This window comes from Saccharopolyspora sp. NPDC050642 (assembly GCF_040654735.1).
Classification (GTDB): domain Bacteria; phylum Actinomycetota; class Actinomycetes; order Mycobacteriales; family Pseudonocardiaceae; genus Saccharopolyspora; species Saccharopolyspora elongata.
Genome location: NZ_JBFAIN010000006.1, coordinates 33264 through 58917, shown reverse-complemented (window position 1 = coordinate 58917; position 25654 = coordinate 33264). Strand labels below are relative to the sequence as shown.

26 protein-coding genes are annotated in these 25654 nt (G+C 70.5%); 12 read left to right on the top strand and 14 right to left on the bottom strand.

Going from position 1 to position 25654, the window contains the following annotated elements; genetic code table 11:
- Positions 1-18 precede the first annotated feature (18 nt).
- Positions 19-1335: a DegT/DnrJ/EryC1/StrS family aminotransferase gene (locus tag AB0H93_RS12490; RefSeq protein ID WP_358571566.1), complete on the bottom strand. Its 1317-nt coding sequence runs from the start codon at positions 1333-1335 to the stop codon at positions 19-21.
- A 129-nt stretch (positions 1336-1464) separates the two neighbouring features.
- Here AB0H93_RS12490 and AB0H93_RS12485 point away from each other — a divergent pair, with 129 nt between their 5' ends.
- Positions 1465-3171: an aminotransferase class I/II-fold pyridoxal phosphate-dependent enzyme gene (locus tag AB0H93_RS12485; RefSeq protein WP_358571564.1), complete on the top strand. Its 1707-nt coding sequence runs from the start codon at positions 1465-1467 to the stop codon at positions 3169-3171.
- Here AB0H93_RS12485 and AB0H93_RS12480 read toward each other — a convergent pair whose 3' ends face one another.
- Positions 3172-4239: a Gfo/Idh/MocA family oxidoreductase gene (locus AB0H93_RS12480; RefSeq protein ID WP_358571562.1), complete on the bottom strand. Its 1068-nt coding sequence runs from the start codon at positions 4237-4239 to the stop codon at positions 3172-3174. It lies immediately after the preceding gene.
- Between the two features lie 35 nt (positions 4240-4274).
- Positions 4275-5231 (bottom strand): Ldh family oxidoreductase, encoded by a 957-nt coding sequence (locus AB0H93_RS12475; RefSeq protein ID WP_358571560.1) that lies wholly within the window; start codon positions 5229-5231, stop codon positions 4275-4277.
- A gap of 180 nt (positions 5232-5411) precedes the next feature.
- Here AB0H93_RS12475 and AB0H93_RS12470 point away from each other — a divergent pair, with 180 nt between their 5' ends.
- From AB0H93_RS12470 to AB0H93_RS12455, 4 genes are all read left to right on the top strand, one after another.
- Positions 5412-5777 (top strand): hypothetical protein, encoded by a 366-nt coding sequence (locus tag AB0H93_RS12470; protein ID WP_358571558.1) that lies wholly within the window; start codon positions 5412-5414, stop codon positions 5775-5777.
- Between the two features lie 168 nt (positions 5778-5945).
- Positions 5946-6713 carry a VOC family protein gene (locus tag AB0H93_RS12465; RefSeq protein WP_358571556.1) on the top strand — a complete coding sequence of 256 codons (768 nt, stop codon included), beginning with the start codon at positions 5946-5948 and terminating at the stop codon, positions 6711-6713.
- 198 nt (positions 6714-6911) lie between these two features.
- Positions 6912-7169, top strand: coding sequence for a PLD nuclease N-terminal domain-containing protein (locus tag AB0H93_RS12460; RefSeq protein ID WP_358571554.1), 258 nt, complete (start codon positions 6912-6914; stop codon positions 7167-7169).
- 167 nt (positions 7170-7336) lie between these two features.
- Positions 7337-8122, top strand: coding sequence for an IclR family transcriptional regulator (locus AB0H93_RS12455; protein WP_358571552.1), 786 nt, complete (start codon positions 7337-7339; stop codon positions 8120-8122).
- A gap of 93 nt (positions 8123-8215) precedes the next feature.
- Here the strand turns inward: AB0H93_RS12455 and AB0H93_RS12450 are convergent, their stop codons facing one another.
- The 5 genes from AB0H93_RS12450 to AB0H93_RS12430 all read right to left on the bottom strand — a co-directional run bounded on the left by AB0H93_RS12450 (position 8216) and on the right by AB0H93_RS12430 (position 12486).
- Positions 8216-9172, bottom strand: coding sequence for a hydroxymethylglutaryl-CoA lyase (locus AB0H93_RS12450; RefSeq protein ID WP_358571550.1), 957 nt, complete (start codon positions 9170-9172; stop codon positions 8216-8218).
- Positions 9169-10386 carry a CoA transferase gene (locus tag AB0H93_RS12445; protein ID WP_358571548.1) on the bottom strand — a complete coding sequence of 406 codons (1218 nt, stop codon included), beginning with the start codon at positions 10384-10386 and terminating at the stop codon, positions 9169-9171. The genes AB0H93_RS12450 and AB0H93_RS12445 overlap by 4 nt, the downstream gene beginning before the upstream one ends.
- 310 nt (positions 10387-10696) lie before the next feature.
- Positions 10697-11188, bottom strand: a complete 492-nt coding sequence (locus AB0H93_RS12440) for a hypothetical protein (RefSeq protein ID WP_132490574.1) — start codon at positions 11186-11188, stop codon at positions 10697-10699.
- Between the two features lie 90 nt (positions 11189-11278).
- Positions 11279-11872: a GNAT family N-acetyltransferase gene (locus AB0H93_RS12435; protein ID WP_358571546.1), complete on the bottom strand. Its 594-nt coding sequence runs from the start codon at positions 11870-11872 to the stop codon at positions 11279-11281.
- Positions 11869-12486, bottom strand: a complete 618-nt coding sequence (locus AB0H93_RS12430) for a TetR/AcrR family transcriptional regulator (protein ID WP_358571544.1) — start codon at positions 12484-12486, stop codon at positions 11869-11871. The genes AB0H93_RS12435 and AB0H93_RS12430 overlap by 4 nt, the downstream gene beginning before the upstream one ends.
- Positions 12487-12625: 139 nt before the next feature.
- Between AB0H93_RS12430 and AB0H93_RS12425 the strand changes: the two genes are divergently transcribed.
- Entirely contained in the window at positions 12626-13300 is a 675-nt protein-coding gene (locus AB0H93_RS12425) for a TetR/AcrR family transcriptional regulator (protein ID WP_358571542.1), read from the top strand.
- Positions 13297-14670: a phenylacetate--CoA ligase family protein gene (locus AB0H93_RS12420; RefSeq protein ID WP_358571540.1), complete on the top strand. Its 1374-nt coding sequence runs from the start codon at positions 13297-13299 to the stop codon at positions 14668-14670. The genes AB0H93_RS12425 and AB0H93_RS12420 overlap by 4 nt, the downstream gene beginning before the upstream one ends.
- 96 nt (positions 14671-14766) lie before the next feature.
- On the opposite strand, the gene gndA is transcribed toward AB0H93_RS12420, so the two are convergent.
- The 6 genes from gndA to AB0H93_RS12390 all read right to left on the bottom strand — a co-directional run bounded on the left by gndA (position 14767) and on the right by AB0H93_RS12390 (position 20491).
- A complete protein-coding gene (gene gndA, locus AB0H93_RS12415) occupies positions 14767-16215 on the bottom strand; it encodes an NADP-dependent phosphogluconate dehydrogenase (RefSeq protein WP_358571539.1) in 1449 nt (482 codons plus the stop codon).
- A complete protein-coding gene (locus tag AB0H93_RS12410; protein ID WP_358571537.1) occupies positions 16164-16739 on the bottom strand; it encodes a gluconokinase in 576 nt (191 codons plus the stop codon). The genes gndA and AB0H93_RS12410 overlap by 52 nt, the downstream gene beginning before the upstream one ends.
- Before the next feature lie 11 nt (positions 16740-16750).
- Positions 16751-17785, bottom strand: coding sequence for an L-idonate 5-dehydrogenase (locus AB0H93_RS12405; RefSeq protein WP_358571535.1), 1035 nt, complete (start codon positions 17783-17785; stop codon positions 16751-16753).
- A gap of 215 nt (positions 17786-18000) precedes the next feature.
- Positions 18001-18771, bottom strand: coding sequence for an SDR family oxidoreductase (locus tag AB0H93_RS12400; protein WP_358571533.1), 771 nt, complete (start codon positions 18769-18771; stop codon positions 18001-18003).
- Between the two features lie 17 nt (positions 18772-18788).
- On the bottom strand, positions 18789-19856 hold the full coding sequence (locus tag AB0H93_RS12395; RefSeq protein ID WP_358571531.1) for a D-2-hydroxyacid dehydrogenase: 1068 nt from the start codon (positions 19854-19856) through the stop codon (positions 18789-18791).
- Entirely contained in the window at positions 19856-20491 is a 636-nt protein-coding gene (locus AB0H93_RS12390; RefSeq protein WP_358571529.1) for an RraA family protein, read from the bottom strand. The genes AB0H93_RS12395 and AB0H93_RS12390 overlap by 1 nt, the downstream gene beginning before the upstream one ends.
- A 380-nt stretch (positions 20492-20871) precedes the next feature.
- On the opposite strand from AB0H93_RS12390, the gene AB0H93_RS12385 reads away from it, so the two are divergent.
- From AB0H93_RS12385 to AB0H93_RS12365, 5 genes are read left to right on the top strand one after another with little or no spacing between them, the layout of a single operon-like run.
- Positions 20872-22206 (top strand): MFS transporter, encoded by a 1335-nt coding sequence (locus AB0H93_RS12385; protein ID WP_358571527.1) that lies wholly within the window; start codon positions 20872-20874, stop codon positions 22204-22206.
- A gap of 25 nt (positions 22207-22231) precedes the next feature.
- Positions 22232-23038, top strand: a complete 807-nt coding sequence (locus tag AB0H93_RS12380; protein WP_358571525.1) for a 5-oxoprolinase subunit PxpA — start codon at positions 22232-22234, stop codon at positions 23036-23038.
- 24 nt (positions 23039-23062) lie between these two features.
- Positions 23063-23791, top strand: a complete 729-nt coding sequence (locus AB0H93_RS12375) for a carboxyltransferase domain-containing protein (RefSeq protein ID WP_358571523.1) — start codon at positions 23063-23065, stop codon at positions 23789-23791.
- Positions 23788-24786: a biotin-dependent carboxyltransferase family protein gene (locus AB0H93_RS12370; protein WP_358571521.1), complete on the top strand. Its 999-nt coding sequence runs from the start codon at positions 23788-23790 to the stop codon at positions 24784-24786. Before AB0H93_RS12375 ends, AB0H93_RS12370 begins: the two co-directional genes overlap by 4 nt.
- A gap of 59 nt (positions 24787-24845) precedes the next feature.
- The gene (locus AB0H93_RS12365) at positions 24846-25643 is read left to right on the top strand and encodes an SDR family oxidoreductase (RefSeq protein WP_358571519.1); all 798 of its coding nucleotides are present in this window, start codon (positions 24846-24848) and stop codon (positions 25641-25643) included.
- The last annotated feature ends 11 nt before the right edge of the window (positions 25644-25654 follow it).

The following is a 25654-nucleotide window of genomic DNA, read 5'->3' as shown; positions in this document are numbered from 1 at the left end:
GGCCTCGTCGGGCCGCGCTCAGCCGTCGCCGCGTTCGTCGACCACGACTGCGTGGTCGCCCCGGTCGTCGGCCAGCAGCTCGGCGTGGTTCCGGCTCACCTTCCGGAAGATCTCCGCGTACCGCTCGATCACGTCCGGCCGGAAGCTCCGGAACGGCGGGACCGTGAAGGCCCGGGCGGCCATCGCGTTGGGGAGGTCGTCGGCGCCGAGCCGGGTATCGCGGGCGGCGTGCGCGATCACCGTCGGGACGCCGTCGCGGTAGACGTCCGCGGTGTGGAAGAGCGGGTGCGGGTGGAGCGGGTCCTTGATGCACTTCCGCGTCCACGCCTGGTAACCCTCTGCGCGCACGGCCTCGACGTACCGCGCGGCGGACAGGCCGGAGAGCTCGTCGGCGTGGTAGATCGCATGAGGGTTGTACCAGCCGCCCATCGTCGAACCGGATTCGCGGGGCGGGCGGTGCGCGGAGATCCCGGGCACGTCCTCGACGAGGTCCCAGAAGTAGCTCATCGCGCGGTCGATCTCCGCCATCCGCTCGTCGTACCGGGCGAGCTGCACGCGCCCGAGGGCGCCGCTGAGGTTGTGCATCCTGGACGTCACGCCGCCGAGCGGCAGGCCGGCGTACTGGAGCAGTTCCGGGTCTTTCACCTCCAGGTCGTTGAACCGGAAGTTGTGCCCCCACGCGACCGCGCGCTCCCACAGGCCCCGGTCGTCAGTGGCGATAATCCCGCCCTCGCCGATCGAGATCGACTTGCCGCACAGGGAGAACGCGGAGATGTCGCCGAGCGCGCCGACCATCCGGCCCTTGTACCGGGAACCGTGCGCGTGCGAGGCGTCCTCGATCACCTTGATCCCGCGCGGCCTGGCGATGTCGAGGATCGCGTCCATGTCGACCGGGTAGCCGAGCAGGTGCACAACGACGATCGCGCGGGTGTTGTCGGTGATCTTCCGCCGGACGTCCTCGGCCGATATGTTCAGCGTTTCCCGGTCCACGTCGGCGAAGACGGGCGTGGCCTTCAGCGACATGATCTGCACGCAGGAGGCCCAGTAGCTGAGGCTGGGCACGATCACCTCATCGCCCTTGCCGACGCCGCAGGCGAACAGGGCGCCGAGCACCGCGTGCGTGCCCGAGCTCTCGGTCAGCGCGTGCTCGACACCCAGCCACTGCGCGAAATCGCGTTCGAAAGCGGGCACCACGGTGTCGTTGAAGAAATCGGGTTCGCGGAGGATTTCGAGGACGGCCTCCTCCTCCGCGGTTCCGAAGACGGGCCACCGGAAGAGTTCTTCGGCCGGACTGTCGATGACCGGTTCGCCGCCGAACAGGGCAAGCTCGCTCACCATCGTTCCCCTTCTGCGTGGTAGCGCTCGCTTCCGTCGCGGAGGATGGTAAGCGCAAGCCCGGCTGGCGTGGTCAAACTACAGACGCATGACGTGGTCCGCCGACCGGTGCTCTGCCACGATGGCGCCGTGGAGATCGATCTGGGCGCCGTGTCCGATGAACGGCAACGCGTGGAGAAGCGAACCGCCGAACTGTTCGATCTGATCGAGAACTTCGACGCCGTGCTGCGCACCGTCGGATCGGACGAAGTCGCCAGGTTCGAGCTGCTCTGCGAGCAGATGTTCAGCAGTTTCGTCTGCCCGGACGAATCGGTGGTGTTCCCGGGTGCTGCGCCGCTTTCCAACCTCGACACGGGTGATGCGATGCCCGGCGTGTACCCGCCGTTCGCCGCGGCGCTGCGGGACGAGGTCGGGCTGGTCGACACCGACGGACATCACTACTACGGCCCGGAAGCCACCGCGGAACTGGTCGAAGCGGCGCGGCGATTCCTGGCGCGAACGGGATTCCTGGGCGGAGAGCCGCTTTCCGGCTTGGAGGTCCTGCCGTCTGCGGGCACGGTGCACGGCTACGACGCGCTGTGCAAGGTGCTCGTGCGGAACCAGGCGGACACCGTCATCGTTCCGGAACTCGGCTACGGGTTCTTCCTCACGCAGCCGCACCGGGTCGGCGGCAGGGTCGTCGACGTGCCCTGCGACGGCCGGGGACGCGTCACCGCGAGCAGCCTCCGGCAGGTGATCGAGGAGCAGAACCGGTTGCTCTGGCAGGACTGGGTGCAGGACCGGGAACTCCTCTTCGGTCGCGCAGCCCGCAAACTCGCGGCAGCGGGAATCGTTGCGCACGAAGGCGAGAACACGCGCCGGCTGGCGGAGATCAGCGATGCCATGGCGGCCGACCCTGACGCGTGGCGATCCGCTGAAGTGGGCCGCCAGCTGTTGGATTTGACCACAGGGCAAGGAGAATACGCGCTGAGGCGCGTGCGGGATGCGCTCCGGCCGCCTTGCGTCGTCGCCTTCCTGCACATCCAGCCGACGATCACGGGGCACGTGTACTCGCAGTCGGAGGTCGAGTCGCTGGCCGCGGTGCTCGCTGCGGCAGAGGTGGTCGCGCTGGAGGACATCGCCTACCACTCGATCCGCTGCGATCTGCGCGATCTACCGTCGATGCAGCGCACGAACGCGCTGACCCACACCATGATCGGGCTGTCCAAGCCGATGGCCATCGCGAACTTCCGCATCGGCCTGCTCTACGCCGAGAAGAGCCAGTCGGACCGGATAAGGCGGGCACTGGAGAGCACGACCGGCTACATCAGCACGATGCTGCAGCGCGCGCTGACCGCCGGGCTGAACTCCGAGGAGTACGATCGCTACACCACCGAACGTTCCTTCGGCGCGGACGGTTACGAGTTCCGCGGGCGGCTGGTGCACCAGTTCCTGACGGGAGGCCAGGGCGAACTCGCCGGAGCCGCACGGGATCTGGCCATGCGCCAAGCGCGGCGGTGCCCGGAACTGGCGCCGTTCGTGGACGGGTTCCTCGCCACCGGGCTGTCCAGCTGGCTGCGCCCGTTCAACCGGCCGGACGCGGGGTTCTTCCAGGTCGTCTCGTGCGCGCCGATGCTCGACTCGGAGAGGTTCCGCGGCCTGGGCGTCCGCAGCTCGTTCGACGTCTTCGCCCTGCTCGCCTACGTCTTCGGCATGCGAACCATCCCGGAGGAGGGGATGCGACCGGGCACCCGGGCCGGAACCCGGCTCAGGATCGCGTTCTCCGTCGAGCCCGACGTCCTGGCGGGTCTGTTCCTGCGCGTCTTCGCCGGGCTCAGCGTGCTGGCCGAAGGCTGATCACCGCCCCGCCGGGACCGGGCAGGTGGTGTCCGGGCGGTAGTCGCACGGGCCGGGCCGGCCGAGCGCGAGGCTCAGCTCCGTGACGTGCAGCGCCAGCCGCCCGTAGTGCTCGGTGAACGCGGCCCCGCCGCCACCGCGCAGGCACTGCGCCATGTCGCGGAGACCCTGGTCGAAGTTCAGCCGGTGGGTGCTGTCGTAAGGCCATTGCGGTTGCGGGCTGAGCACGGGCCGCTGGTCGAGCAGCACCGGCCCGTCGACCGACCACATGTCGGGCAGGAACAGCTCGCCCTCCTCGCCGACCACCAGGAGCTCGCGGCACCGGCGGGCGAGGGCGCCGACGGTGATCCGGCTCAGCCGGCCACCGGCGTGCCGGAGCACCGCGATGCACAGGTCGGGCCCGGCTGGCGCCCCGTACTTCGACTCGACCCGCACGGCGGTGTGGCCCTGCACGTGCTCGACCGGGCCGCAGAGCGCGACGGCCCATGTCAACGCGTACGGGAGGTGGTGCAGCACCGGCCCGACGCCGAATTCGTCGGCGAGCGGCCACGGCACGCCCCGCGTGCTGCGCCACGAATGCGGGCTCATCCGGTGCAGCGGCCCGTCGTCCAGATCGCAGTAGAGGTGGCTGACCGGGCCGACGCGGCCTCCGGCGATGGACTCCAGCAGGTACCTCGCGGCGGGGGAGCGGTGCACCGCCGGGGCGGATCCGAGGGCGAGGCCGAGCCGGATCGCGAGCCGGACCAGGTCCCGGCCCCGGTCCAGGTCCATGACGAACGGCTTCTCCGAGAAGACGTGCTTTCCCGCGCGCAGCGCGCGTTCCGTGATGTCGGCGTGCGCGGCGGGTGGGGTGAGGTTCACGACCACCGAAACCGCGGGGTCGTCGAGCAGTTCGTCGAGATCGGCGCACGCCCTGACCCGGTAGGTGCTCGCGAAGCTGCGCGCCCGGGACTCGTCGATGTCGTACGCCGCAACGATTTCGAGCTCGGCCGGATCGCTCGCCACGCACTGCGCGTAGAAGTCGGCGACGTACCCGCAGCCGACGATGCCGAGCGTCAATGCGGTCACCAGCGCACCTTCTTCCGTCGAGAGGTCGTGGAGTGTCATTCGAGGTGCACGCCCGACTCCGCGAGCAACAGTGCGGTGTCGGCGTCGATTCGGATCGTTGTTTCGCCGATGACCTCCTGCCGCCGCGAACCCGGCAGGTAGCAGCCGGCCTCCCGCAGCTGATCGGCGATGCCTGCCAGCGAGGCTCCCGCGCCGAACACCACGACGAACGCGTTGGTGCGCCCGCGCTCGTTGGCCGCCGTGTGAACCTGCGAAAGCATTGCCAGCGCGGTGGAAAGGCCGAAACCGCGGACCCCGCCGAACGGCCTGATCGCGCCGTCTGCGAAGAAGGCATCGGGGTCGGTCGTGGGGCGCCCGGCGTCGTCGACGACGTCGGGCCGGTCCAGCGGCAGCCCGGCGCTTCGCCGGCGAGCGACCTCGTAGAACGGGGTGGCCGCGGTCGATCCGTCGTAGACCGCGCGGACGCCGTCGCCGTCGGACACCCCGATCGCCAGCGGATTGCTGCCGAGCAAGCGTGTTGCCGAACCCGGCGGCGCGACCAGCGCGCTGTGCTCGTCGAGCGCCGACGTCACGGTCAGCATGCCGCACATGCCGCGATCGACGACCCGCCACAGGTATTCGGCCAGGCGGCCGGTGTGCCGGAGCCCGCGAACCCACGCCAGGGCGGTGCCGTGCTCGCGCACCACGTCCGCGCACCGGTCCACGACCTTGGCCAGCGCCGGATGTCCCGGTGAATCGTGCGCGTCGAACTGGAGCAGGACGTTCTCCTGCGAGAGCAACTCGACCGCGGCGCGCGGATCGACCAGGCCCCGCCGCAACTCGTCGAGGTAGGCCGGAACCAGGCGCAGCCCGTGGGATCCGTAGCCTGCCACGTCGGCCAGCACCAGGTGCCTGGCGGTGATCTCGGCGTCCGCCGCTCGGTAACCGGCCTGCAGGAACCGTTCCGCGATGCACTCGATCACGTGGTTTCGGTCGACGATCCGTTCGCGCAATTGGTTTTTCCTTGCTCTTCCGGAGTTTCGACGTGTTCGCAGCGTAGTTCTCCTGCGGCGGCAGGCAAGGAAGCGTCCGACTGCCCGGATCGGTGTCCGCGTTGTGCGACGAGATCCGGATGCGGGACGATCCATGCGGAGCATTGGTCCTAGGCGGCTGCGGGAATGACGAGGACTGCGATGCACGGTCGGCCTCTACCGGACAGCGGAGTCGTAGCCGAAGATCTGCGTGGCGAGCAAGGGGAATTCGGGGACCTGGTGTCGGCCCTGGAGCACGGCCTCGCGGCGGCGCGCGCGAACCGGAGCTCGGACTGCCCCGCGGTGGAACTCCTCATCGAGCTGGCGGAGGCGACGCTCGTCGCGGCGCAGGCCGCAGCCGGGCGATCCCGGTGCCCGTCCTGCGCGTTGCGCGAGGTCCTGGCACATGTCCGGGCGGTTTCGACGACGGCCAGGTTCGCGCTCGCGGCGGCGGCGGACCACCAACGCGCCGCCGGGCTACCGGTGTGCCGGGGCGAGCACCCGAACGATTCGAGCCACCATCCGTGAAGCCGCCCACTATCTCTTGTGGATGATCGTGGAGTTCGAGGACCGGTCGGCGCGGTGCACCTGATGCACGGTGGACGGTGCGGGGACGCTGCTCCCGAAGGCGATCGACGTGCGGCTGTCGGACCCCGTCGTTACCGTCGCTGCACACGGACATGACAGGGAGCAGTGATGAGCGAGCTGACCACCGCCCAGCCGGCGGGCACGCCGACCTGGATCGACCTCGGCATCCCGGACCTCGATCGGGCGATGGCGTTCTACGGGGCGCTGTTCGGCTGGGAGTTCGAGGTGGGCCCGGAGGAGACCGGCCGGTACACGATGTGCCTGCTGCGCGGCAAGCCCGTCGCGGCGCTCATGCCGAACCCGGATCCCGACGCCGCGGAGTTCTGGTGGAACCTGTACTTCGCGACCGATGACTGCGACGCCACTGTGGCCAAGGCGGTCGACGCGGGCGGCTCGGTCCTGGCGGGCCCGATGGACGTGATGGACAAGGGCCGGATGGCGATCATCAGGGACACCACCGGCGCGCAGTTCGGGGTGTGGCAGGCCGGCGCGCACCTCGGTTGCGAGATCGTCAACGAGCCGAACTCCTTGCTGCGCAACGACTTGGTGACCCCGCGGCCGGGGCCTGCGCGCGACTTCTACGCCGCGACCTTCGACTACGTGCTGGACGGCAACCCGGACATGCCGGGCGCGGACTTCACGTTCCTGCGCAGGCCGGACGGCCACGAGATCGGCGGCATCTTCGGCGACCCGAACGCCGGGAAGTCCCACTGGGCGACCCTGTTCCAGGTGGCGGACGCCGACGCGGCGGCGCGACGGGCCGTCGAGGCCGGCGGCACCGCGGGCGAGCCCTTCGACATGATCTACGGCCGGCTGGCCAGGATCACGGACCCGTTCGGCGCGGAGTTCGAGGTGGGCTCGCCGAAGGCGAGCTGAACCCGCGGCGGGAAGCGGTTCCTACGACTGGGGATTGACGCGGACTACGACCTGCGGACTACCGGAAGACCAGTGCCGGGGATGACGCGGTATTACGCGCCTGCCGAATACGTTCGTCCGTGTTGACCGGTCGCGAGCAGTGCAGGGTCGCGACCTGAGAAGACACGCGCCACGGGCGCGGACAGGAGAAGTCACGTCATGCTCTCAGTCGTTCAGCAGGCCGCCCTCGCCGCCGACAGCGGCCTGTACTCGGTCGGGTTGATCGTCGCCACGCTCGCGGTGCTCGGGTACGTCGTCCTGGTCGTCGGGGCGGTGATCAGCATCCTCGCGTCGCACCAGGGCATCGGGATGAAGCTGGTCTGGATCGTGCTCGTGTTCATGGCGCCGTTCCTGGGCAGCCTCCTCTGGTTCTTCATCGGCCGCCGGTCCACGCGCTACCCGTACCGGACCGCCTGATCCTGCGGCGCGCCGGCTCCGCCGCCACGACGGCGACCCGTCGCGGGCGGCCGGAGCAGGCCGGAGAATGCTTGAGCGGCAAGGAGTTCTCGTCATCGGCCGGTTCAGCCGGGCGTGCCGCCGGTGCGGGTGCCGGTGGCGCTCGTGGTTTGCCGTAAGTTCTGGGCATGGCAACCGGTGGAGATTCCGCAGGTGGGGCGCAGCGTCCGCTGCTCGTGCTCGGCAAGATCGCGGAGATCCTGAACGCGTTCACGCTGCGGCAGCCGTCGCTGACGTTGCGGGAGATCCAGCAGGCGACCGGGCTTCCGCAGTCCACCGTGCAGCGGCTCGTGACGAACCTGGTCGCGCACGGGTTCCTGGACCGCGCCGAGGACCGGTTCCGGCTCGGCGTGCAGATGGCCTACTGGGGCGCCGCCGCGGGCAAGGACCTCGACGTGCTGGGCGTGGTCAACCCCGTGCTGAAGGACCTGCGCGACGCGACCGGCGAGACGGCGTGCTTCTTCCGCGTCGAAGGCGAGCACCGGGTGTGCGTGGCCGTCGCCGAGACCCACCACGCGCTGCGCAGGACGATGTCGGTGGGCGACATCGCGCCGATCACGGTCGGTTCCTCCGGCCGGGTGCTGCTCGCCTGGAACCCGGGCCTGGCCGAGCGAGTGCTCGACGCCGAGCTGCCCAGGTTGACCGAGAGCACGGTGACCGATCGGGACGAGCTGCACCGGCTGATCAGGCAGACGGCGGCCGAGGGGTACGCGATCACGGTGGGCGAACGCGTCGACGGGGCCTCGGGCCTGGCGGCGCCGGTGTTCGATTCGGCCGCCGACCTCATCGGCGCGGTGATGGTGCACGGGCCGACGCTGCGGATGCCCTACGAGAAGTGCGTGGAGTGGGTCGATGTCCTGGTGGAGCACGCGGAGCGGATCACCCGCGCGCTCGGCGGCCGGTACCCGAGCTGAGCGGGTAGAGCTGCTCGCGGGAGAGAGCAGCGTTGCGCCCGGCTCCTGCTTGCAGAGGCCGAGAGCGTTCGAGATCGGGCGGCTGCGGAGTCGTCACGAGGAACGCTGAGCGGGGGTCTCCTGGCCGTGCGCGAGCGCCCAGGGGAACGCGGTAGCGCTGGAGCGGGCGCCTTGGGCGGCGCGGGACCGGTTGGGTTCGCCGAGTTCGTCGAGGAGTTCGCCGGAGAGCTCGACGATCCGGGCGAAGGTGCCCGGCGTCAGCCAGTCCGGGCGGAGCGCGAAGAGCAGGTCTTCGGTGCTGGTGTTGCCGCCGGCCCCGGGGGCGAACGGGCAGCCGCCGAGGCCGCCGAGCGCGCCGTCGACCTCGGCGGCTCCGGCGGCGATGGCGGCCAGCGAGTTGGCCACGCCGAGCCCCCAGGTGTCGTGCCCGTGGTAGACGATCCGGCGCGGTGGGGCGTTCCCGGCGATCTTGGTGATCAGGCTGGTGACCTGGCCGGGGACGGCCTGGCCGAGGGTGTCGCAGACGACGATGTCGGCGGCGCCTGCCGAGCGCGGGTCGGTGGCGATGTCGAGGACCCGCCGCTCGGGCACGAACCCGTCGAAGGGGCAGGTGAACGCGGTGGCGATGCACAGCTGGATGCGCCCGCCAGCGTCCCGCGCGTGCTCGACCGCCCGGGGCATGGCGGCGAGGCTGTCCTCCGTGGCGCGTCCGATGTTGGCCCGGTTGTGGCTGTCGGAGGCCGACAGGCAGTACTGGAAGTTGACGGCCCCGGCCTCGGCGGCGCGTTGCACGTGGCGTGGGGTGGCCACCCAGACCCAGCAGCGGGCGAGCTCGTCGGGGCTGAGCCGCTCGACGACTTCGAGGGTGTTCGCCATGGCGGGCACCAGGTCGGCGCGGGCGAGCGAGCCGACCTCGACGGCGGGCACGCCGAGGCGCAGCAGTTCCCGGACCACGGCCACCTTGCGTTCGGTCGGCAACCGCTTGCCGGTCAGCTGCAGGCCATCGCGCAACGTCACGTCGCGGAGCGCGGCCCGGGGCTCGCCGGTCACTTCGGCTCCTCGTCGGCGCGCCGGCCCAGCAGCGCGCCGAGCACCTCGTCGGTGTGCGCGCCGAGTTCCGGTCCGGGCGAGCGAACCGGGAGCGACGTCGGGCCGATGACCGGGACGACGCCGGGGAATCCGACCTCGACGGGCTCGCCCGCGCCGGTGTCGACCGCGAGCTCCTGGATCATCCCGCGCGCGCGGTACTGCTCGTCGGCGCAGATGTCGGCGGCCGTGTAGATCGGCCCGGCCGGGACTCCGGCGGCGTCCAACGCGGCCAGGACTTCCGCGCGGGTGTGCGCGCCCGTCCACTCCTCGATGGCGGCGTCTAGCTCGTCCCGCCGCGCCCAGCGCCCCGCGTTGGTCTGCAGGTCCGGGTCGTCGGCGAGGTCGGGGCGGCCGATCGCCTGCATGTAGCGGCGGAAGATCGAGTCCCCGTTGCCCGCGATGACCACGCTGCTGCCGTCTCGGCAGGCGTAGGCGTTGGTCGGTGCGATGCCCTCCATCCGGCCCCCGACGCGGCGGCGCTGGACGCCGTGCGCGAGGTAGTCGGGCACCAGGGATTCCATCACCGAGAAGACCGCTTCGTGCAGCGCGACGTCGACGACGCGATCGGCCAGCGGTGGCCGCTCGGCGTTGCGCGCCGTCGAGCGTTGCAGGAGCGAGGCGACGATGCCGAAGGCCGCGTGCAGCCCGGCGATCGAGTCCCCGATGGACACTCCCACGCGGGACGGCGGCCGATCGGCTTCGCCGACCAGGTCGCGCAGCCCGCCCATCGCCTCCGCCACCGCGGCGAAGCCGGGCCGGTCGGCCAGCGGCCCGGTCTGGCCGAAGCCCGAGATGCGGGCCAGGACCACGTCCGGGTTGGCGGCTTCCAGCACGTGCGGCCCCAGGCCCCACTTCTCGAGCGTGCCCGGCCGGAAGTTCTCGATGACGACGTCGCAGTGCCGCACCAGCTCCAGCACCGCGTCGCGGCCCCGCTGGGTCTTCAGGTCCAGCACGACCGACTTCTTGCCGCGGTTGATGGTGTGGAACAGCATCGACGTCGATCCGGCGTGGAGCCGCCAGCCCCGCAGCTCGTCGCCGGTGCCGGGCCGCTCCACCTTGATGACCTCGGCGCCGAAGTCGGCGAGCATCCGCCCGGCGGTGGGGGCGGCGATGTAGTTGCCGAGTTCGAGGACGCGCACGCCCGCCAGCGGGAACCGGCTGCTGTCGTTGTGCATTTCTCCCTTTCCGCGAACGGGCTTCCGATCGCCGGACGAGGCTGAGCGCGCGGATCGGCCCCGCCACGACGTCATCCGCATTATGGACACAAACCCACGATGTGAGTCAACCGTCGGACTGGGGCTGACTCGCGTCCCGCGCCGAAATGCTGCGATCGCCGGTGTCGCATGCGAGTTCGCCGGGCCGAAGCTCCCGGAGGCAGCGCAACGCGCTCGCGGCGGCCAGCGTCGCGAGCGCGTTGCGTGGATCAGGGCGCCGCCTCGGCGGCTGGCGGTCAGGTGTTTCCGTTGCGTCGCTTGGGGAAGCGGGTCACTGGTACCGGACGTCGGTGCTCAGGTAGGACACGGCGTCCTGCAGTCGGTCCAGGGCTTCCTTGCGGGTGCTCTCCATCCATTCGGGGTCGTTGTCGTCGCTGCGCCACACGCCCCACAGGCTGATCAGGTACAGCATTGCGACCGCCGCGTGGTTGGAGGCGTTGAGGATCTGCGCGCCGGCGTCATCGGGATTGGTGTGCTCGGCGATGGTGACGAGCTGGTGCTGGAGGAGCAGGACGCGCCGGTGCAGCAATTCCAGGGACTCGCCTGGATCCCCGTCGGTCGCCAGGATCCAGCCCTGGACGACGTCGTCGTTGTGGTCGCCGATCTGCTCGGCGACGAGGCGTTCGACGTGGGTCAGCAGCGCGCCGAGCAGGAACGGCATGTCGCCCGGGCCGGTGCCCTCGTCGGGGGTCTGGATCTCGGCGCCGAGGTTGCCCATGGCCCGGACGACGGAGTGCGGAGTGGGTGGTTCGATCTGCGTCATGATCGTGATCATGTAAAGCGCGTTCACCCGTTTGGCGTTTTATGCGTGATTCTGCATGAATCGTCGCCCGGAGCCCGGCCGCGCTCGGCGCTATGCCTGGGTGAGGCGCATCGAGACGTACGCGTTGATCCCAGTCCGCTTGGTGTGCCGCACCTTCTTGCGCTTGAACTCGCGGAAGCCGAGCTTCTCGTAGAGGCCGAGCGCGGGCGCGTTGGTGTCGGCGATGTCTTCGAGCACGTACGTCTTGAACTGCGGAAAGGCGAGCATGTGCCGCAGCAGCGCGGTCGCCACTCCGCGCCCCCGGAAAGCCGCGGCCGTCGCCACGAACTCGATCGACGCCGTTCTCGGCTCGGCCTGCGCCCACGACTGCTTGAACTCCCGCCGGAAGCCGATATCGGCGATCGTTCCCTTGATCAGCCCCAGGTGCTTGCGCAGCACGCGCGCGTCGTGCCTGGTCGAGACCTCGACGCCGTCGGTGCAGGCGGCGATCGCGGCCGGGCGGCCGTCGACGAGCGCGACGTGGAACAGGTCGAGCACGAGCATGTGCTCGAAGGTCTCGACGAGCTTGCGGCGATCCTTCGAGAAGTACTCCAGGTGCTCGCCGAACCCGTCTACGTAGACCTCGGCGATCGCCGTCCGGTACTCCTCGCCCAGCTCGCTCCCGCGCCTGACTTCTACCGTCACCGATCCTCCTTGATCAACAGTGCTGTCACGACGGACGGGTCCGGGGGAGTGAAGTCCGCGCCCAGCACGAACTTCATCGACGCGAGCCCGTCGAGCAGGGCGAAGAAGCACGTCGTCAGGTCGCCGGCGGCGCCGCCGGCGAACTCGCCGCGGCGCTGACCCCGCTCGATCAGCTCGGTCGTGCGCGCGGCGAGCGCCCGGTGCTGCTCCGCCAGTCGCTCCGCGTGCGGCAGCCGGTCGGGCATCACCAGCGCCTGGCTCATGATCAGGGAGAACTCGGCGAACCCGTTGTCGGCCGCGAGATCCGCGGCGAACTCGCGCACGAACTCCCGGATCGGCTCCGCCGGCGGCGCTTCCTGCTCGATGGCCTGCTCGAATGCCGCCGTCACCCTGGCCAGGCCGTCCGCGGCCTGGGAGGCCAGGTCGTCGAACAGCGCTTCCTTCGTCGCGTAGTGCCGGTACATCAGGCCCGTGCTGATCTCGGCCGCCTGCGCGATGTCCCGCACGGACGTGGCGGCGAAGCCCTTCCGCGCGAACAGGCCGATCGCGGCGGCCTGGATCTTCTCGTGCGTGTCGGAGCGCATCGCCGCGTACTGCTCGGCCGTCCTCGGCATTCCCGCCTCCACCGCCGTATTTTTGAATGAACTAATGTTCACTCTAATCTGTCGGCCCTGGATCGCATTTCGCCGCCTTCGCGCCGATGGGGCGGCGCTCGTCGCCCTGAAATTTCCAGTTGATGGAAAATTCCAGTGGATGTATCTTGGCGTCGTGGAGGAGTCGCGGCGCGAGCGGAAGAAGCAGCTGACCAGACGCCGGATCGTCATGGCGGCCGTCAGGTTGTTCGAGGAACAGGGGTACGAGCAGACCACGGTGGCGGAGATCGCCGCCGTGGCGGATGTCGATCCCAAGACGTTCTTCAACTACTTCCGCAGCAAGGACGAGGTGCTGTTCAACGACGTCGAACGGGACTTCGACGTGCTGCTCGGGGCGATCGCGGAACGCCGGCCGGAGGAGGGCCCGGGCGAGGTGCTGGCGCGGGCGGTCCAGGCCTACGCCGCTCATCGCCGGCCCAAGGTCCCCCGCCGGGAGCCCGCGGAGCTGTCGGCGGCGGCCCGGCTGGCGCTGACCACGCCGGCGCTGCAGGCCAAGGGGCTGTACCTGCTGTCGGACCTGCAGCGGCGGATCGCCGGTGAACTGCTGGCGGCGTTCCCCGGCCGGCTCGACCAGATCACGGCGGCGGCGATGACCGGCGCCGTGCTCGGCGCAATCCAGCAGGCGAGTCTCGCGAGTGTCCAATTGGGACAGTCGCAGGACGAGCTGTGGGAGGCCGCCCGGCGCGGTCTCGACGTCGCCCTGCACGGCCTGGTTTCGGTGCGACCGCCCGCGGAAAGCCCGGATCCGTCCGCAGAGAGGACCAGCTCATCATGACCGAAAGCGTCCGGCGCCTCGCCCGCGAGGCACGACGGGACATGCGGCAGGGCCCCGCCGCCATCGCGCGGCGGCAACGCGCCCGCCTGGCCGAGGCGGTGGCCCACGCCCGCGCGAACTCGCCGTACTACCGCGAGCTGTACCGCGACCTGCCCGCCGCTGTCGACGACCCGGCGCTGCTCCCGGTCACCGACAAGAAGACGCTGATGGGGCACTTCGACGACTGGGTCACCGACCGCCGGGTGACCCGCGAGCGGGTCGAGGCGTTCGTCGCGGACCCGGACCTGGTCGGGGCGCGGTTCCAGGACCGGTACCTGGTGGCCACCACCTCCGGCACCAGCGGTCTGCGCGGGCTGTTCGTGCTGGACGAGCGGAACCTGGCCGTGCCGACCGCCCTCGTGTCACGCACCCGCGGCCTGCTGGGATTCCGCGACGTCGTCCGAGTGCTCGCCCGCGGCGGCCGCACCGCCGTCATCGCCGCACCCAGCGGCCACTTCTACACCGTCGCCTCGGCGGAGCGGTTCCGCCGCGACCACCCGCGGCTCGGCCGGATCATGCGGTCCTTCCCGATCGACCAGCCGCTGCCGACCCTGGTCGACGAGCTCAACCGGTACAACCCCGCCAACCTCGCCGGTTTCCTGAGCACGCTCACGCAGCTCGCCGAGGAGCAAGAGGCCGGCCGCCTGCGCATCCGCCCGTCGGTCGTCATGCCGGGCGGTGAGACGCTGGCGGCCGACGCCCGGGACCGGATCGCGGCCGCGTTCCACGCCAAGGTCCGCGCCGCCTACGCCGCCACCGAATGCGACTTCCTGAGCGTCGGCTGCGCGCGAGGTTGGTACCACGTCAACAGCGACTGGGCCGTGGCCGAGCCGGTCGACGCCGACCACCGGGCGGTCCCGGCGGGGCAGCCGTCGCACACGGTCCTGATCAGCAACCTCGCCAACCGGGTCCAGCCGTTCCTGCGCTACGACCTCGGCGACAGCGTCCTGCTCCGCCCCGACCCCTGCCCCTGCGGCAACCCGCTGCCAGCCATCCGGGTAGCGGGTCGCGCCGCCGACGTGCTCACCTTCCCCGCAGGCAACAGCGGGCACGTCAGCATCTCGCCGATGCTCTTCGGCACCGTGCTGGATCGCGCTCCCGGCGTCGACCGGTTCCAGATCGTCCAGACCACGCCCACCACGCTGCGCGTGCGTCTGCAGCCCAGGGACGGCGCCGACGCCGACCGCGTATGGCAGGCGGTGCGCGACGAGATCGGCCACCTGCTTGCGGAGCGCGAAGCCGACCACGTGACGCTGGAACGCGGCGAGGAGCCGCCGCAGCGGTCATCCGGTGGCAAGTTCCGCCGGGTCATCCCGCTCACCACGTCATGAGCGGTGGCGAGGGTTCCCCACCCCCGGCGGGAAAGTGCTTGTCCTGACCGGACTTCCGGCGCGCCTGCCGAGATCCCTCGGCAGGCACGCGGCTTGCTAGTGGCCGGGGACTTCGACCTCGGTGCGGTCGCCGGACCAGAGGGTGTGGAAGGTGCCGGGCTTGTCGACGCGCTTGTAGGTGTGCGCGCCGAAGAAGTCGCGCTGGCCCTGCACCAGCGCGGCGGGGAGCCGCTTCACCGCCAGCGAGTCGTAGTAGCTGAGCGCGGAGCTGAAGCCCGGGACCGGCACGCCGGAGAGGGCGGCCGTCGCGACGACGCGACGCCAGGCCGCCTCGCCATCGGCGACGGCCTGCGCGAAGTAGGGCGCTTCGAGCAGGGTGGCGATGTCCGGGTTCTCGTCGTAGGCCTCGGCGATGCGGTTGAGGAACTGGGCGCGGATGATGCAGCCGCCGCGCCAGATCTTGGCGATCCGGTCCTTGTGGATGTCCCAGCCGTACTTCTCGGCTCCGGCGATGATGGCGTCGAAGCCTTGCGCGTACGCGACGACCTTGGAGGCGTAGAGCGCCTTGGCGACGTCGTCGGCGAAGGAGGCGTCGGCCTCCTGCACCGCCGGCCGCGAGTTCACGATCCGCTGCACTGCCGCGCGCTGCGTCGGCTTCGAGGAGACGGCGCGGGCGAACACGGCCTCGCCGATGCCGCCGACCGGGACGCCGAGGTCGAGCGCGTTCTGCACGGTCCACACGCCGGTGCCCTTCGAACCGGCCTGGTCGAGAACGATGTCGACGAAGGGCTGGCCGGTGGCGGGGTCGACCTGGCGCAGCACCTCGGCGGTGATCTCGATCAGGTAGGACTCCAGCGGGCCCTCGTTCCACCTCGCGAAGACGTCGGCGATGGCCGCGGGCTGGAGGCCGCCGACGGTGCGCAGCAGGTCGTACGCCTCGGCGATCAGCTGCATGTCGGCGTATTCGATGCCGTTGTGGATCATCTTCACGAAGTGGCCCGCGCCGTCGGTGCCGACGTGGGTGACGCACGGTTCGCCCTCGGCGATGGCCGCGATCGAGGCGAGGATCGGCCCGAGGGTCTCGTAGGACTCCGCCGAGCCGCCCGGCATGATCGACGGGCCGTGGAGCGCGCCCTCCTCGCCGCCGGAGATGCCGGCGCCGACGAAGTGGATGCCGGTGGGGGAGATCCGCTGCTCCCGGGCGATGGTGTCGTGGAAGTTCGCGTTGCCGCCGTCGACGATGATGTCGCCGGGTTCGAAGCGCTCGACGAGCTGGTCGATCACCGCGTCCGTGCCCGCCCCGGCCTGCACCATGATGATCGCGGTGCGCGGCCTCGCCAGCGACGCGACGAAGTCGTCGATCGTCTCGCTCGCCACGAAACCGGCCTCGGGGTGCTCGGCGAGGAGCTCCTCGGTGCGCGCGTACGTGCGGTTGTACACGGCGACGGTGTTGCCTTCGCGCGAGGCGAGGTTGCGGGCCAGGTTCGAACCCATCACCGCCAGACCGACGACGCCGATGTTCGCGGTTGCTGTCCTGGTGTCCATGTGGACCTCTCTGGTTCGGATAGTGCGTGCAGCGCTTTCCCGACGATCACGTCGATGGGCGCGTCGATGTCGACGCTGAAACCCGGTTCGTGCTCGGCGAGGGCCTCGAGCGTGCCGAGCTGGCTCGCCAGCAACGACGCCGGCATGAAGTGCGAGCTCCTGGCGCCCATCCGGGAGCGGATGACGTCGTGCCCACCGTCGAGGTGGACGAACACCGTGCCGGGAGCCTCGCAGCGGATGGCGTCCCGGTAGGCGCGGCGGAGCGCGGAGCAGGCGAGGACGAGTCCGGTCGCCTCGTGGGCGCGAAGCGTTCGGCCGACGTCGTGGAGCCACGGCCACCTGTCCTGGTCGGTGAGTGGAGTGCCGCTGGCCATCTTCTCCACATTGGCGGCCGGATGCAGGTCGTCACCGTCGATGAAGCGCACGCCGAGTTCCGCGGCGAGCCGGGTTCCGACGGTGGTCTTGCCGCATCCGGAGACGCCCATCACGACCACGGGTGGGGGCTCGATGTCTGGTGCTGCCATCGTCGTCCGCTTCAGAAGGCGAGCAGCACTTTGCCGGACACCGAGGCGTCGGCGGCGACTCCCAGCGCTTCCAGCGCCTCGCCGACGGGGAAGGTGTGGGTGATGATCGGGTCGATCACCAGCGAACCGTCGGCGATCGCCGCGATCACCTCGTCGATCTCGTCGTTGAACCGCAACGAGCCGACCAGGCGGAGCTCCCGGGTGATCGCGAGCGAGACCGGCACGGGCTGGTCACCGGTCGGCAGGAGACCGACCATGACCACCGTTCCGCCGCGGGTGGCGCCCTTGATGGCGGACGCCAGCCCGCGGTGGTTGCCGGAGGACTCGAACACCACGTCCGCGTCGACCGCGGCGATGGCCTCGGCGTCGGTGGCCGTCAGGGTCCGCGTCGCCCCGAGGGCGGCGGCGATTTCGAGGGGCTTGTCGTGCAGGTCGACCGCCACGATCTCCGCGGCACCGGCGCGCTTGGCGACGGCGACGACGAGGGCGCCGATGGGGCCGCTCCCGATGACGAGCACGCGCTTGCCGCGGAGGTCGCCCGCCTGCGAAACGGCGTGCCAGGCGACGCTGGCCGGTTCGACCAGCGCCGCGACGCGGAGGTCGAGCCCGGCGGGCAGCTCGCGGAGCATCGTCGCGGGGAGCACGACCTCCCCGGCGAAGGCGCCGTCGGTGTGGGGGAATCGCGCGGCGGAGCCGAGGTAGCGCACGCCGGGGGAGAGGTTCGGGCTGTTCGCGGGGAACCGGACGTCGGTGTGCTCGCGAGTGGCCGGATGGACGGTGACCGGTGTGCCCGCGGCCGGTCCCGTGCCGTCGGCGGCGGCCCGCACGACGGTCCCGGCCACCTCGTGCCCGAGGATCATCGGAGCGCGCAGGATCGACTCCCCGACGGCGCCGTGCTGCCAGTAGTGGAGGTCCGACCCGCAGATTCCGCCGTAGGCGACCGCGATGACGGCCTCCCCGGGCTCGGGCGACCGGACGGCGATCTGCTCGACCCGCACGTCGTCGGCACCGTGGGCGACGACGGCGGTCGTGGTGCTGCTTGTCATGAACTTTCCCGTTCTCAGGGGTGGTTTCAGAATGGGTTGCGTGGCGGTGCGGGTAGCGGAACCTCAAACGCCGTCTGGGCTCCGGGATCCCCGACTTACGTATGACCAATACTCGGCGTCGGGGCTGTCCTCGCCAGACGACGTCTGAGAACCCGCGGCGGTGCAAGTTGAGTCCCACACCGCATGCGGCTGACGCCGCATTCCGAACGAACCTCTCAGACGACGACCGTCATGCCGCCGTCGACGAAGATGACCTGGCCGTTGACGTAGTCGGACGCGTTGGAGGACAGCCACACGGCGGGGCCGACCAGGTCGGCCACCGTTCCCCAGCGCCGGGCCGGCGTGCGGCCGAGGATCCACTCGTTGAACGCCTCGTCGTCGACGAGTTTCTGCGTCATCTCGGTGTGGATGTAGCCGGGCGCGATCCCGTTGATCTGGAGCCCTTCGCCGGCCCATTCCGCCGTCATGGCCCGCGTGAGGTTGCGCAGCGCTCCCTTCGCCGCCGTGTAGGGGCCGATGGTCGGCCGCGCGAGATCGGTCTGGACCGAGCAGATGTTGATGATCTTGCCCGCGTGGCGCGGCAGCATCCGCCTGGCGACGGTGCGGCCCACCACGAACGCGCCCGTGAGGTCGATGTCGATCACGCGCTGCCAGTCCGCGAGGCTCACCTCGACGAGGGGTTCGCGGTGCTGGATGCCGGCGTTGTTCACCAGGACGTCGATGGCGCCCACTTCGGACTCGATCGACTCGACGGCCGCCGCCACGGCGTCCTCGTCGACTACGTCGAACGCCCGTGCCTCGACCCGGTCGTCGCCGAAGCGCTGGGCGAGCACCTCGCGCGTGGCTTCGAGGCGAACCGGGTCGACGCCGTTGAGCACGATCGTCGCCCCGGCGTCCGCGAGTCCTTCGGCGATGCTGAGCCCGATCCCGCGGCTCGAACCGGTGACCAGGGCGACCCGGCCGGTGAGGTCGAAAGCTGAGGTCATTTCGCTGATCTTCCTGGTCAGTAGAACTCGACTGTGTTCACGCGGTTGAGCAGGCTCCGTCCGTCGAGCAGCCGGGTGGCATTGGCGGCGAAGAGCTCGGCGATGAGGCGGTCCTCCGCGGCGTCGAGCGCGGCGGTGTGCGGGCTCACCAGCACGTTGTCCAGTTCCCACAACGGGCTGTCGGCCGGCAGCGGCTCCACTTCGAAGACGTCCAGCGCGGCGAAACCGACCTGGCCGGACCGGAGCGCGTCGATCAGGGCGGCCTCGTCGATGACGGTGCCGCGGCCGACGTTCACGACGGAGGCCCCGGGCCGGAGGGCGTCGAAGAACCGGCCGTCGAGGAGGTGCTCGGTCGCCGAGGTGCCGGGAAGCGTGTTCACGACGGCATCGACCGCCGGTGCGACGTCGATCAGCCGGTCGGGATGCACGACCTCGGCAACGCCGGCGACGCTGATGTTGTTCCGGCTCGTGCCGATGACCGTGGCGCCCAGCGCGTGCAGCTTCTGGGCGACGACCCGGCCGATCCCGCCGAGGCCGAGCACGAGCACCTCCTGCTCGCTCACCTGTCCCATCGTCCAGCGGCCGCTCCACTCGCGGTCGCGTTGCTGGCGGTTCAGGCGAGGCAGGCCCTTGGCCCCCGCGAGCACGCCGAGAACGGCGAACTCGGCGAGCGGCGCCCCGTGCACACCGGCCGAGGTGGTGAAGAGCACGCGGTCGAGCTCATCGGTGCTGAGCTCCGCCGCCTTGACCTGGCCCCCGCCGCCGGCGGCCATCGTGTGCACCCAGCGCAGCCGCGGGTTGGCCCGCACCGCTCGCGCCAGTGCCGCCGGGTCCACGTCGGGGATGCCGTAGAGCGCGTCCGCCGAGTCGATGGCGGCCTCGAAGGCGCGCTGCTGCTCCGGCGTGCGTCGCCAGGACGGATCGCCGGCGAAGTCGGCGGGCCACCGCATGGGTGGGAGGAGCGCGTGGTCGACGACGAGGTCGATCCGCGGTTCCAGCTCCAGGATTCGCGCGCAGTTCTCCTCGGACAGCGGCGCCGCGACGGCGACCCGCAGCCGGCCTGTTCCCTGGTTTTCGGTTCCCATCAGGCGAGCTGGCTCCGCAGCGCCTCGACCTCGGCGTCCAGGCCGGCTTCGCGCGCGACGATCTCCTCGACCCCGGCGAGCGCCTCGTCGACGCGGTGCGGCGGGATGACGATCACGCCGTCGTCGTCGGCGGCGACGATGTCGCCCGGGTTCACCACGACGCCACCGATGGCGACCGGTTCGCCGATGCTGCCCGGTCCGTTCTTGAACGGGCCCGCGGGCGTGAGCCCGCGGGCGAAGACGGGCACGCCGAGCTTTTCGATGATCGCGCAGTCGCGGACGTAGCCGTCGACGACCGCGCCGACGGCGCCGAACACGTCGAACCGCTGGGCGAGGTTGTCGCCGATGATCGCGCGGCCGTCGTAACCGAGGGCGTTGATCACGAGGATGTCGCCGGGCCGGATGTGGTCGAGCGCGGCGATCACGGCCTTGTTGTCGCCCGCGACGGTGAGCACCGGCAGCGCGGTGCCGACGGCCTTGGCACCGCTCCAGATCGGCGCGATCCCGCCGTCGACGATGTTCAGCCGGTCGAGGGCATCGCCGAGGTTGGCCACGGAGTGCCGGCGGAGCTGTTCGAGCACGTGCTCGTCGACGCGCTCCCATCCGGTGTTGACGCGCACGTTGTCTTGGGTCATCGGAGTCTCCTCAGGGCGGGCCCGCCAGAAATGCGAAAGAATTCTCGTTTAGTGCGAGCAAGTGTGCCTCCATCCGTGCCGCGAGACAAGGCTGAACCGGCGAAGTCGGTCCGGTATTGCGGGGAGAAGCACTGGTGGAACGGGATGGAAGCGCAAGCTTAACGTCGCCGCAATCTTCGGGGTTGACCGTCCTAAACTGTGAATCTATTCTCATCTGCGAGTCGAGTCGCACTCCGGTCAGGTGCCGTCGGCGACCTCGCGAGGACTCGGAAGGCCGGCGGAACACCTCGTCACATGGGGCAACAGCCGATCGCGGCCACCTTCAGCGCACGATTGCCAGGACACCGTTCACGGAGTCCGCGACACCGAAAGTGAACCCCATGACCACGTCAGATCGACTCGACGCGACCGCGGTCGGCGTCGTCACCGCAGACGGCAAGGTCGTCCGGAAAGCCACCATCGCCGGCTCGATCGGCTCCTTCGTCGAGTGGTACGACTACGGCATCTACGGCCTGCTCGTCACCTACCTGGCGATCAACATCATGGGCGGCGCCGAGGCGGGCGGGCTCTTCCTCACCAACGTCGGCTTCCTGGTCAGCTTCATCGCGCGCCCGTTCGGCAGCGTCATCTGCGGATACCTGGGGGACAAGCTCGGCAGGAAATCGCTGCTGGCCACCCTGCTGGTGCTGATCTCCGCCGCGACCGCCGCGATCGGCCTCATCCCCTCCGCCGAGGTCATCGGCGTGGCCGCGCCCGCCCTGCTGCTCCTGCTCCGCGTGCTCCAGGGCTTCTCGGCCGGTGGCGAGGTGGCCGGCGCCATGTCCTTCGTCGGCGAATACGCCGAAGACCACCGCCGCAACTACGCGATGAGCTTCATCGCCGTCGGTTCGTTCGTCGCGCTCATGTTCGGCAGCGCCTTCTCCGCGGTCCTCATCACGACGCTCGGCGACGACACGATGACGTCCTGGGCCTGGCGCGTCCCGTTCCTCCTCGCCGTCCCGCTCGGCTACGTCGGCTTCTACATCCGCCGCAAGCTGGAGGAGACCCCGCACTTCGAGGCGCTCCGCGAGCGGAACACCGTCGTGCGAAACCCGCTGAAGGAGGCGTTCACCTCCAAGCGGCACCTCAAGGCGATCGCGATCACGATCTTCCTGCCCGCGCTCAACGGTCCGGGCTACTACCTCCTGTTCGTGTACATGCCGACCTATCTGAAGACCTCGCTCGGCGAGCACGACTTCTCGATGCTGCAGGCGCTCACCGTCACCGCGTTCAGCCTGATCGCGATCGTGATCTGCATTCCGCTCATGGCGCGGCTGTCGGACCGCATCGGCCGCAAGCCGGTGCTCGCCATCTCCGCGGTCGCGATGGCCCTGGTCTCCTACCCGATGTTCCTGCTCATCACGACCGGCGACTTCGCCCTCGCCTGCGTCGGCACGACCGTCCTCGCGATCGCGTTCTCCGGGCACGCCGCGGTGGTGCACACCGTGCTCGCCGAGATGTTCCCGACCACCGTGCGATACTCCGCGTACAGCATCGGGTTCAGCATCTCGACGATCATCTTCGGCGGCAGCGCCCCACTCGTGATGACCACCCTCATCAAGGCGACCGGGTCCAGCCTGATCCCGGCCTTCGCCTCGATCGCCACCGCCATGATCACCCTGGCCACCATCGCGTTCCTGCGCGAGACCAAGGGCCAGCCGCTGGCGTCCAGCTGAACCGCAACGAATTCCGGGAGACAACATGGGAATCAATTCCGTGGCCGTCGTCGCCGACCTCGGCGAGAGCTTCGGCAACTACACGATCGGCGACGACGGCGCCCTGCTCGGACTCGTCACCTCGTCGAACATCGCCTGCGGCTTCCACGCCGGCGACCCGCGCGTGATGGACCAGACCGTCGCCGAATGCGTCGCCCGCGGCATCGAACTCGGCGCGCACCCCGGGTATCCGGACCTCGTCGGGTTCGGCCGCCGGCTCATCGAGGCGTCGGAGGAGGAGATCCGCACCGACGTCCTCTACCAGATCGGGGCGCTCGACGCCTTCGCGCGAGTGCACGGCGGCACGATCAGCCACGTCGCGCCGCACGGCCGGATGGGCTCGATCGCGCAGACCGACGCCAAGCACGCCCGCGCCATCACGGACGCGATCGCCGCGTACGACAAGGACTACATCGTCATCTGCCAGCGCGGCCTGCTCGCCGAGGAGGCGCGCAAGCGCGATCTCGCGGTCGGGTACGTGTTCCTCGCCGACCGCGGGTACGGCGACGACGGCATGCCGGTCCCGCGCTCGCACGAAGGCGGCCTGATCCACGACCCCGAGCTCATCGGCGAGCGGGCCGTACAGGTCGTGCAGGAGGGCACCGTGCGCTCGGTCAACGGGAACGTGGTGCAGCTCGGTCACGACGCCGACGTGCTGCTCCTCCACGGCGATCACCCCACCGTGCTCGAGAACGGCACCGCGCTGCGCGCCGCGCTCGACGCTGCGGGCATCCGCGCCACCGGCCTGCAGGACGTCCTGACCGAGAAAGCGGAGGCGGCGCTCGTCCGCTGAGAGGTCGAGCGCGCGATCTAGACGATGACCACTGCACAACCCGGCATCGCCGTCGAACCGTTCGGGGATTCGGCGGTGATGGTGAAGATTCCCCATGCCGACCAGTCGACCCGCAGGGCGGAGATCGTCAGGTTCCGCGACCGGTTCCTGGCGCGCCGTCCGTGCGGCGTGCTCGACGTCGTATCCGGTCTCGAATCGCTGCTGATCGAGTTCGACCCGCTGGAAACCGCGCCGCAGCACGTGGCGTACGCGGCTCGGTTGCTGGCGGAACTGGCGCCGGCCGACGATCCGGCGCGGGCGCGCGCGTTTCACGAGTTCGCGATCCCGGTCGTCTTCGACGACGAGACCGGGCCGGACCTGGCGTCCGTCGCCGAGGAGGTGGGCTTGGCCCCGGCCGAGGTGGTCGAGGCGATCGCGGGATCCACCTTCACGATCTCCCTCCTGGGGGCGGCGATGGCGCCGATGATGGACGGGCTCAGGGTGCCCCGGCCCGTGCGCCGCCGCGCCGAGCCGCGAACGGACGTCGTCCCCGGGGCGATCATGATCGCCGGCACCAACGCGATCATCCAGCCGTTCCCCGGGCCGACCGGCTGGCGGGTGGTCGGGCGCACGCCGCACACGATCGTCGACATCTCCCGCCCGGATCCGGTCTCGTTCGGCACCGGCGACATCGTGCGGTTCGTGCCCGTCACGCGGGACGAGGCGACGGCGCTGCACGGCGACTTCCTGCTGCCGGTGGAGGTGTCGGCATGACGGCCGTGGCGTTGGAAGTCATCGACACCGGGTGGATCACGACGTTCCAGGACCTCGGGCGGCGTGATGCCGAACGCCTCGGCGTCCCCACCGGCGGCGCCGCCGACCAGCACTCCGCGGTCGTCGCGAACCTCCTCGTGGGCAATCCCCGGGACGCGACGCTGATCGAGAGCCTGGGGGGCGAGCTGGCGCTCGTCCCCGACCGCGACGTGCTGGTCGCCGTGACCGGCGCCCCCGCTCGCGTCACCGTCGGTGGCGCGGCCGTCGGCAGCTGGTCGCCGGTGGTGGTGCCGGCGGGCGCCGAAGTCCGGGTCCGCGACGTGCGTCTCGGCACCCGGACGTACCTGGCCGTGAACGGCTCGATCGCCGCGGAGACCTTCCTCGGCAGCGCGGCCCCGGATGCGCGGATGGGGTTCGGGCAGACCATCGCCAAGGGCTCGCGCGTGCTGCTGGACACGGAGTTCCGCGGCTTCCGGCGCGGGTTCTTCGGCCAGCCGCTGTTCCGGCTCCCCGTTCCGGCCTTGCGGCTCGATGACGGCCCCTGGGTCGTCGACGTCGTCGAGAGCCATGGCATTCGCTCGATCCCGGGCATCCGCGAGCTGATCGAGGAGTCGGCGTACGTCGTCACCGATCGCTCGAACCACGTCGGCCTGCGGCTCGACGGGCCGGTGCTGCACCCGGACACCGACACCGAGATCGTGTCGCACGGGGTCCCCGTCGGGGCGCTGGAGATCCCGCACGCGGACGAGCTCATCGTCCTCGGCAGGTACCGGAGCCTGACGGCCGGCTACCCGATCGTCGGCGTCGCCTCGCGGGCGTCGCTGCCGTTGCTCGGTCAAGCCGGCCCGGGGCGGGAACTGCGGTTCCGGTGGATCGACCGGGAGAGCTCGGTCCGCCGGTTCGCGCAGCTGGAAGGCGAGCTTCGGGCGCTGGAGCACGCGGTGGCGGAGGCGCTCGACGCGCTCGGCTTCGCGGCGCACTTGCCCCGGAACTAGTTGAGAATCTATTCTCATTTGCGAGACATTTCGCGTATCTGTCCGTGGGAGGAAGAACGGTGACGACGTTGGCTGGCAAGACCGCGCTCATCACGGGGGCCGGCAGCGGGATGGGTCTCGAGACCGCCCGGCTGCTCGCTCGCGACGGCGCCACCGTCGTGCTGATCGGCCGGCGGCAGGAGGCGCTCGACGGCGTCGCGGACGCGATCCGCGCCGACGGCGGGGCGGCTCGCGCGATCGCGGCGGACGTCACCAGCACCGCGGACGTGACCCGGGTCCTCGACCAGGTCCACGCCGAGCTCGGCCCGGTCGACGTCCTGGTCAACAACGCGGGAAGCTCGTCCTCGGTGCTGAACCCGCAGTGGCTTCCGCACGAGGAGTGGCGGCAAGTCCTCGACGTGAACCTCACGGCGGTCTTCCAGCTGACCCAGGCGGTGCTCCCCGACATGCTCGGCCGCGGCACCGGAACGATCGTCACCGTGTCATCGCTCGCCGCCGTGAACCCCAACCTGCTCGGCGGCGCCGCCTACGGGGCGGCCAAGGCCGGCGTCCGCAACTTCATGACCTTCCTGCACAACACGTTCCGCAACCAGGGACTGCGGGCGATCACCGTGCTGCCCGGCGAGGCGGACACCCCCATCCTCGACAACCGGGCCCGGCCGCCGGCGGCCGCGGAGCGCGCCAACATGGTGCAGCCCGAGGACGTTGCGGAGGCCATCCGCCTCGCCGTCACGCTTCCCCAGCGCGTCGTCCTCCAAGAGATCGTCGTCGCCCCCACCCGCCAGCGCGACACCTCGGCCGACCTCGAGATCAGCCGCTGGGCGGGTGCTCCCGCCGATGCCACGCCCCAGGACTGAACGCCCCTTTG

Excerpts from the sequence above, each read along its gene's own strand:
- AB0H93_RS12470 (WP_358571558.1), top strand. The coding sequence starts at position 5,412 with ATGCACGGTCGGCCTCTACCGGACAGCGGAGTCGTAGCCGAAGATCTG.
- AB0H93_RS12465 (WP_358571556.1), top strand. The coding sequence starts at position 5,946 with ATGAGCGAGCTGACCACCGCCCAGCCGGCGGGCACGCCGACCTGGATC.
- AB0H93_RS12460 (WP_358571554.1), top strand. The coding sequence starts at position 6,912 with ATGCTCTCAGTCGTTCAGCAGGCCGCCCTCGCCGCCGACAGCGGCCTG.
- AB0H93_RS12455 (WP_358571552.1), top strand. The coding sequence starts at position 7,337 with ATGGCAACCGGTGGAGATTCCGCAGGTGGGGCGCAGCGTCCGCTGCTC.
- AB0H93_RS12445 (WP_358571548.1), bottom strand. The coding sequence starts at position 10,386 with ATGCACAACGACAGCAGCCGGTTCCCGCTGGCGGGCGTGCGCGTCCTC.
- AB0H93_RS12440 (WP_132490574.1), bottom strand. The coding sequence starts at position 11,188 with ATGACGCAGATCGAACCACCCACTCCGCACTCCGTCGTCCGGGCCATG.
- AB0H93_RS12430 (WP_358571544.1), bottom strand. The coding sequence starts at position 12,486 with ATGCCGAGGACGGCCGAGCAGTACGCGGCGATGCGCTCCGACACGCAC.
- AB0H93_RS12425 (WP_358571542.1), top strand. The coding sequence starts at position 12,626 with ATGTATCTTGGCGTCGTGGAGGAGTCGCGGCGCGAGCGGAAGAAGCAG.
- AB0H93_RS12420 (WP_358571540.1), top strand. The coding sequence starts at position 13,297 with ATGACCGAAAGCGTCCGGCGCCTCGCCCGCGAGGCACGACGGGACATG.
- gndA (WP_358571539.1), bottom strand. The coding sequence starts at position 16,215 with ATGGACACCAGGACAGCAACCGCGAACATCGGCGTCGTCGGTCTGGCG.
- AB0H93_RS12410 (WP_358571537.1), bottom strand. The coding sequence starts at position 16,739 with ATGGCAGCACCAGACATCGAGCCCCCACCCGTGGTCGTGATGGGCGTC.
- AB0H93_RS12405 (WP_358571535.1), bottom strand. The coding sequence starts at position 17,785 with ATGACAAGCAGCACCACGACCGCCGTCGTCGCCCACGGTGCCGACGAC.
- AB0H93_RS12400 (WP_358571533.1), bottom strand. The coding sequence starts at position 18,771 with ATGACCTCAGCTTTCGACCTCACCGGCCGGGTCGCCCTGGTCACCGGT.
- AB0H93_RS12395 (WP_358571531.1), bottom strand. The coding sequence starts at position 19,856 with ATGGGAACCGAAAACCAGGGAACAGGCCGGCTGCGGGTCGCCGTCGCG.
- AB0H93_RS12390 (WP_358571529.1), bottom strand. The coding sequence starts at position 20,491 with ATGACCCAAGACAACGTGCGCGTCAACACCGGATGGGAGCGCGTCGAC.
- AB0H93_RS12385 (WP_358571527.1), top strand. The coding sequence starts at position 20,872 with ATGACCACGTCAGATCGACTCGACGCGACCGCGGTCGGCGTCGTCACC.
- AB0H93_RS12380 (WP_358571525.1), top strand. The coding sequence starts at position 22,232 with ATGGGAATCAATTCCGTGGCCGTCGTCGCCGACCTCGGCGAGAGCTTC.
- AB0H93_RS12375 (WP_358571523.1), top strand. The coding sequence starts at position 23,063 with ATGACCACTGCACAACCCGGCATCGCCGTCGAACCGTTCGGGGATTCG.
- AB0H93_RS12370 (WP_358571521.1), top strand. The coding sequence starts at position 23,788 with ATGACGGCCGTGGCGTTGGAAGTCATCGACACCGGGTGGATCACGACG.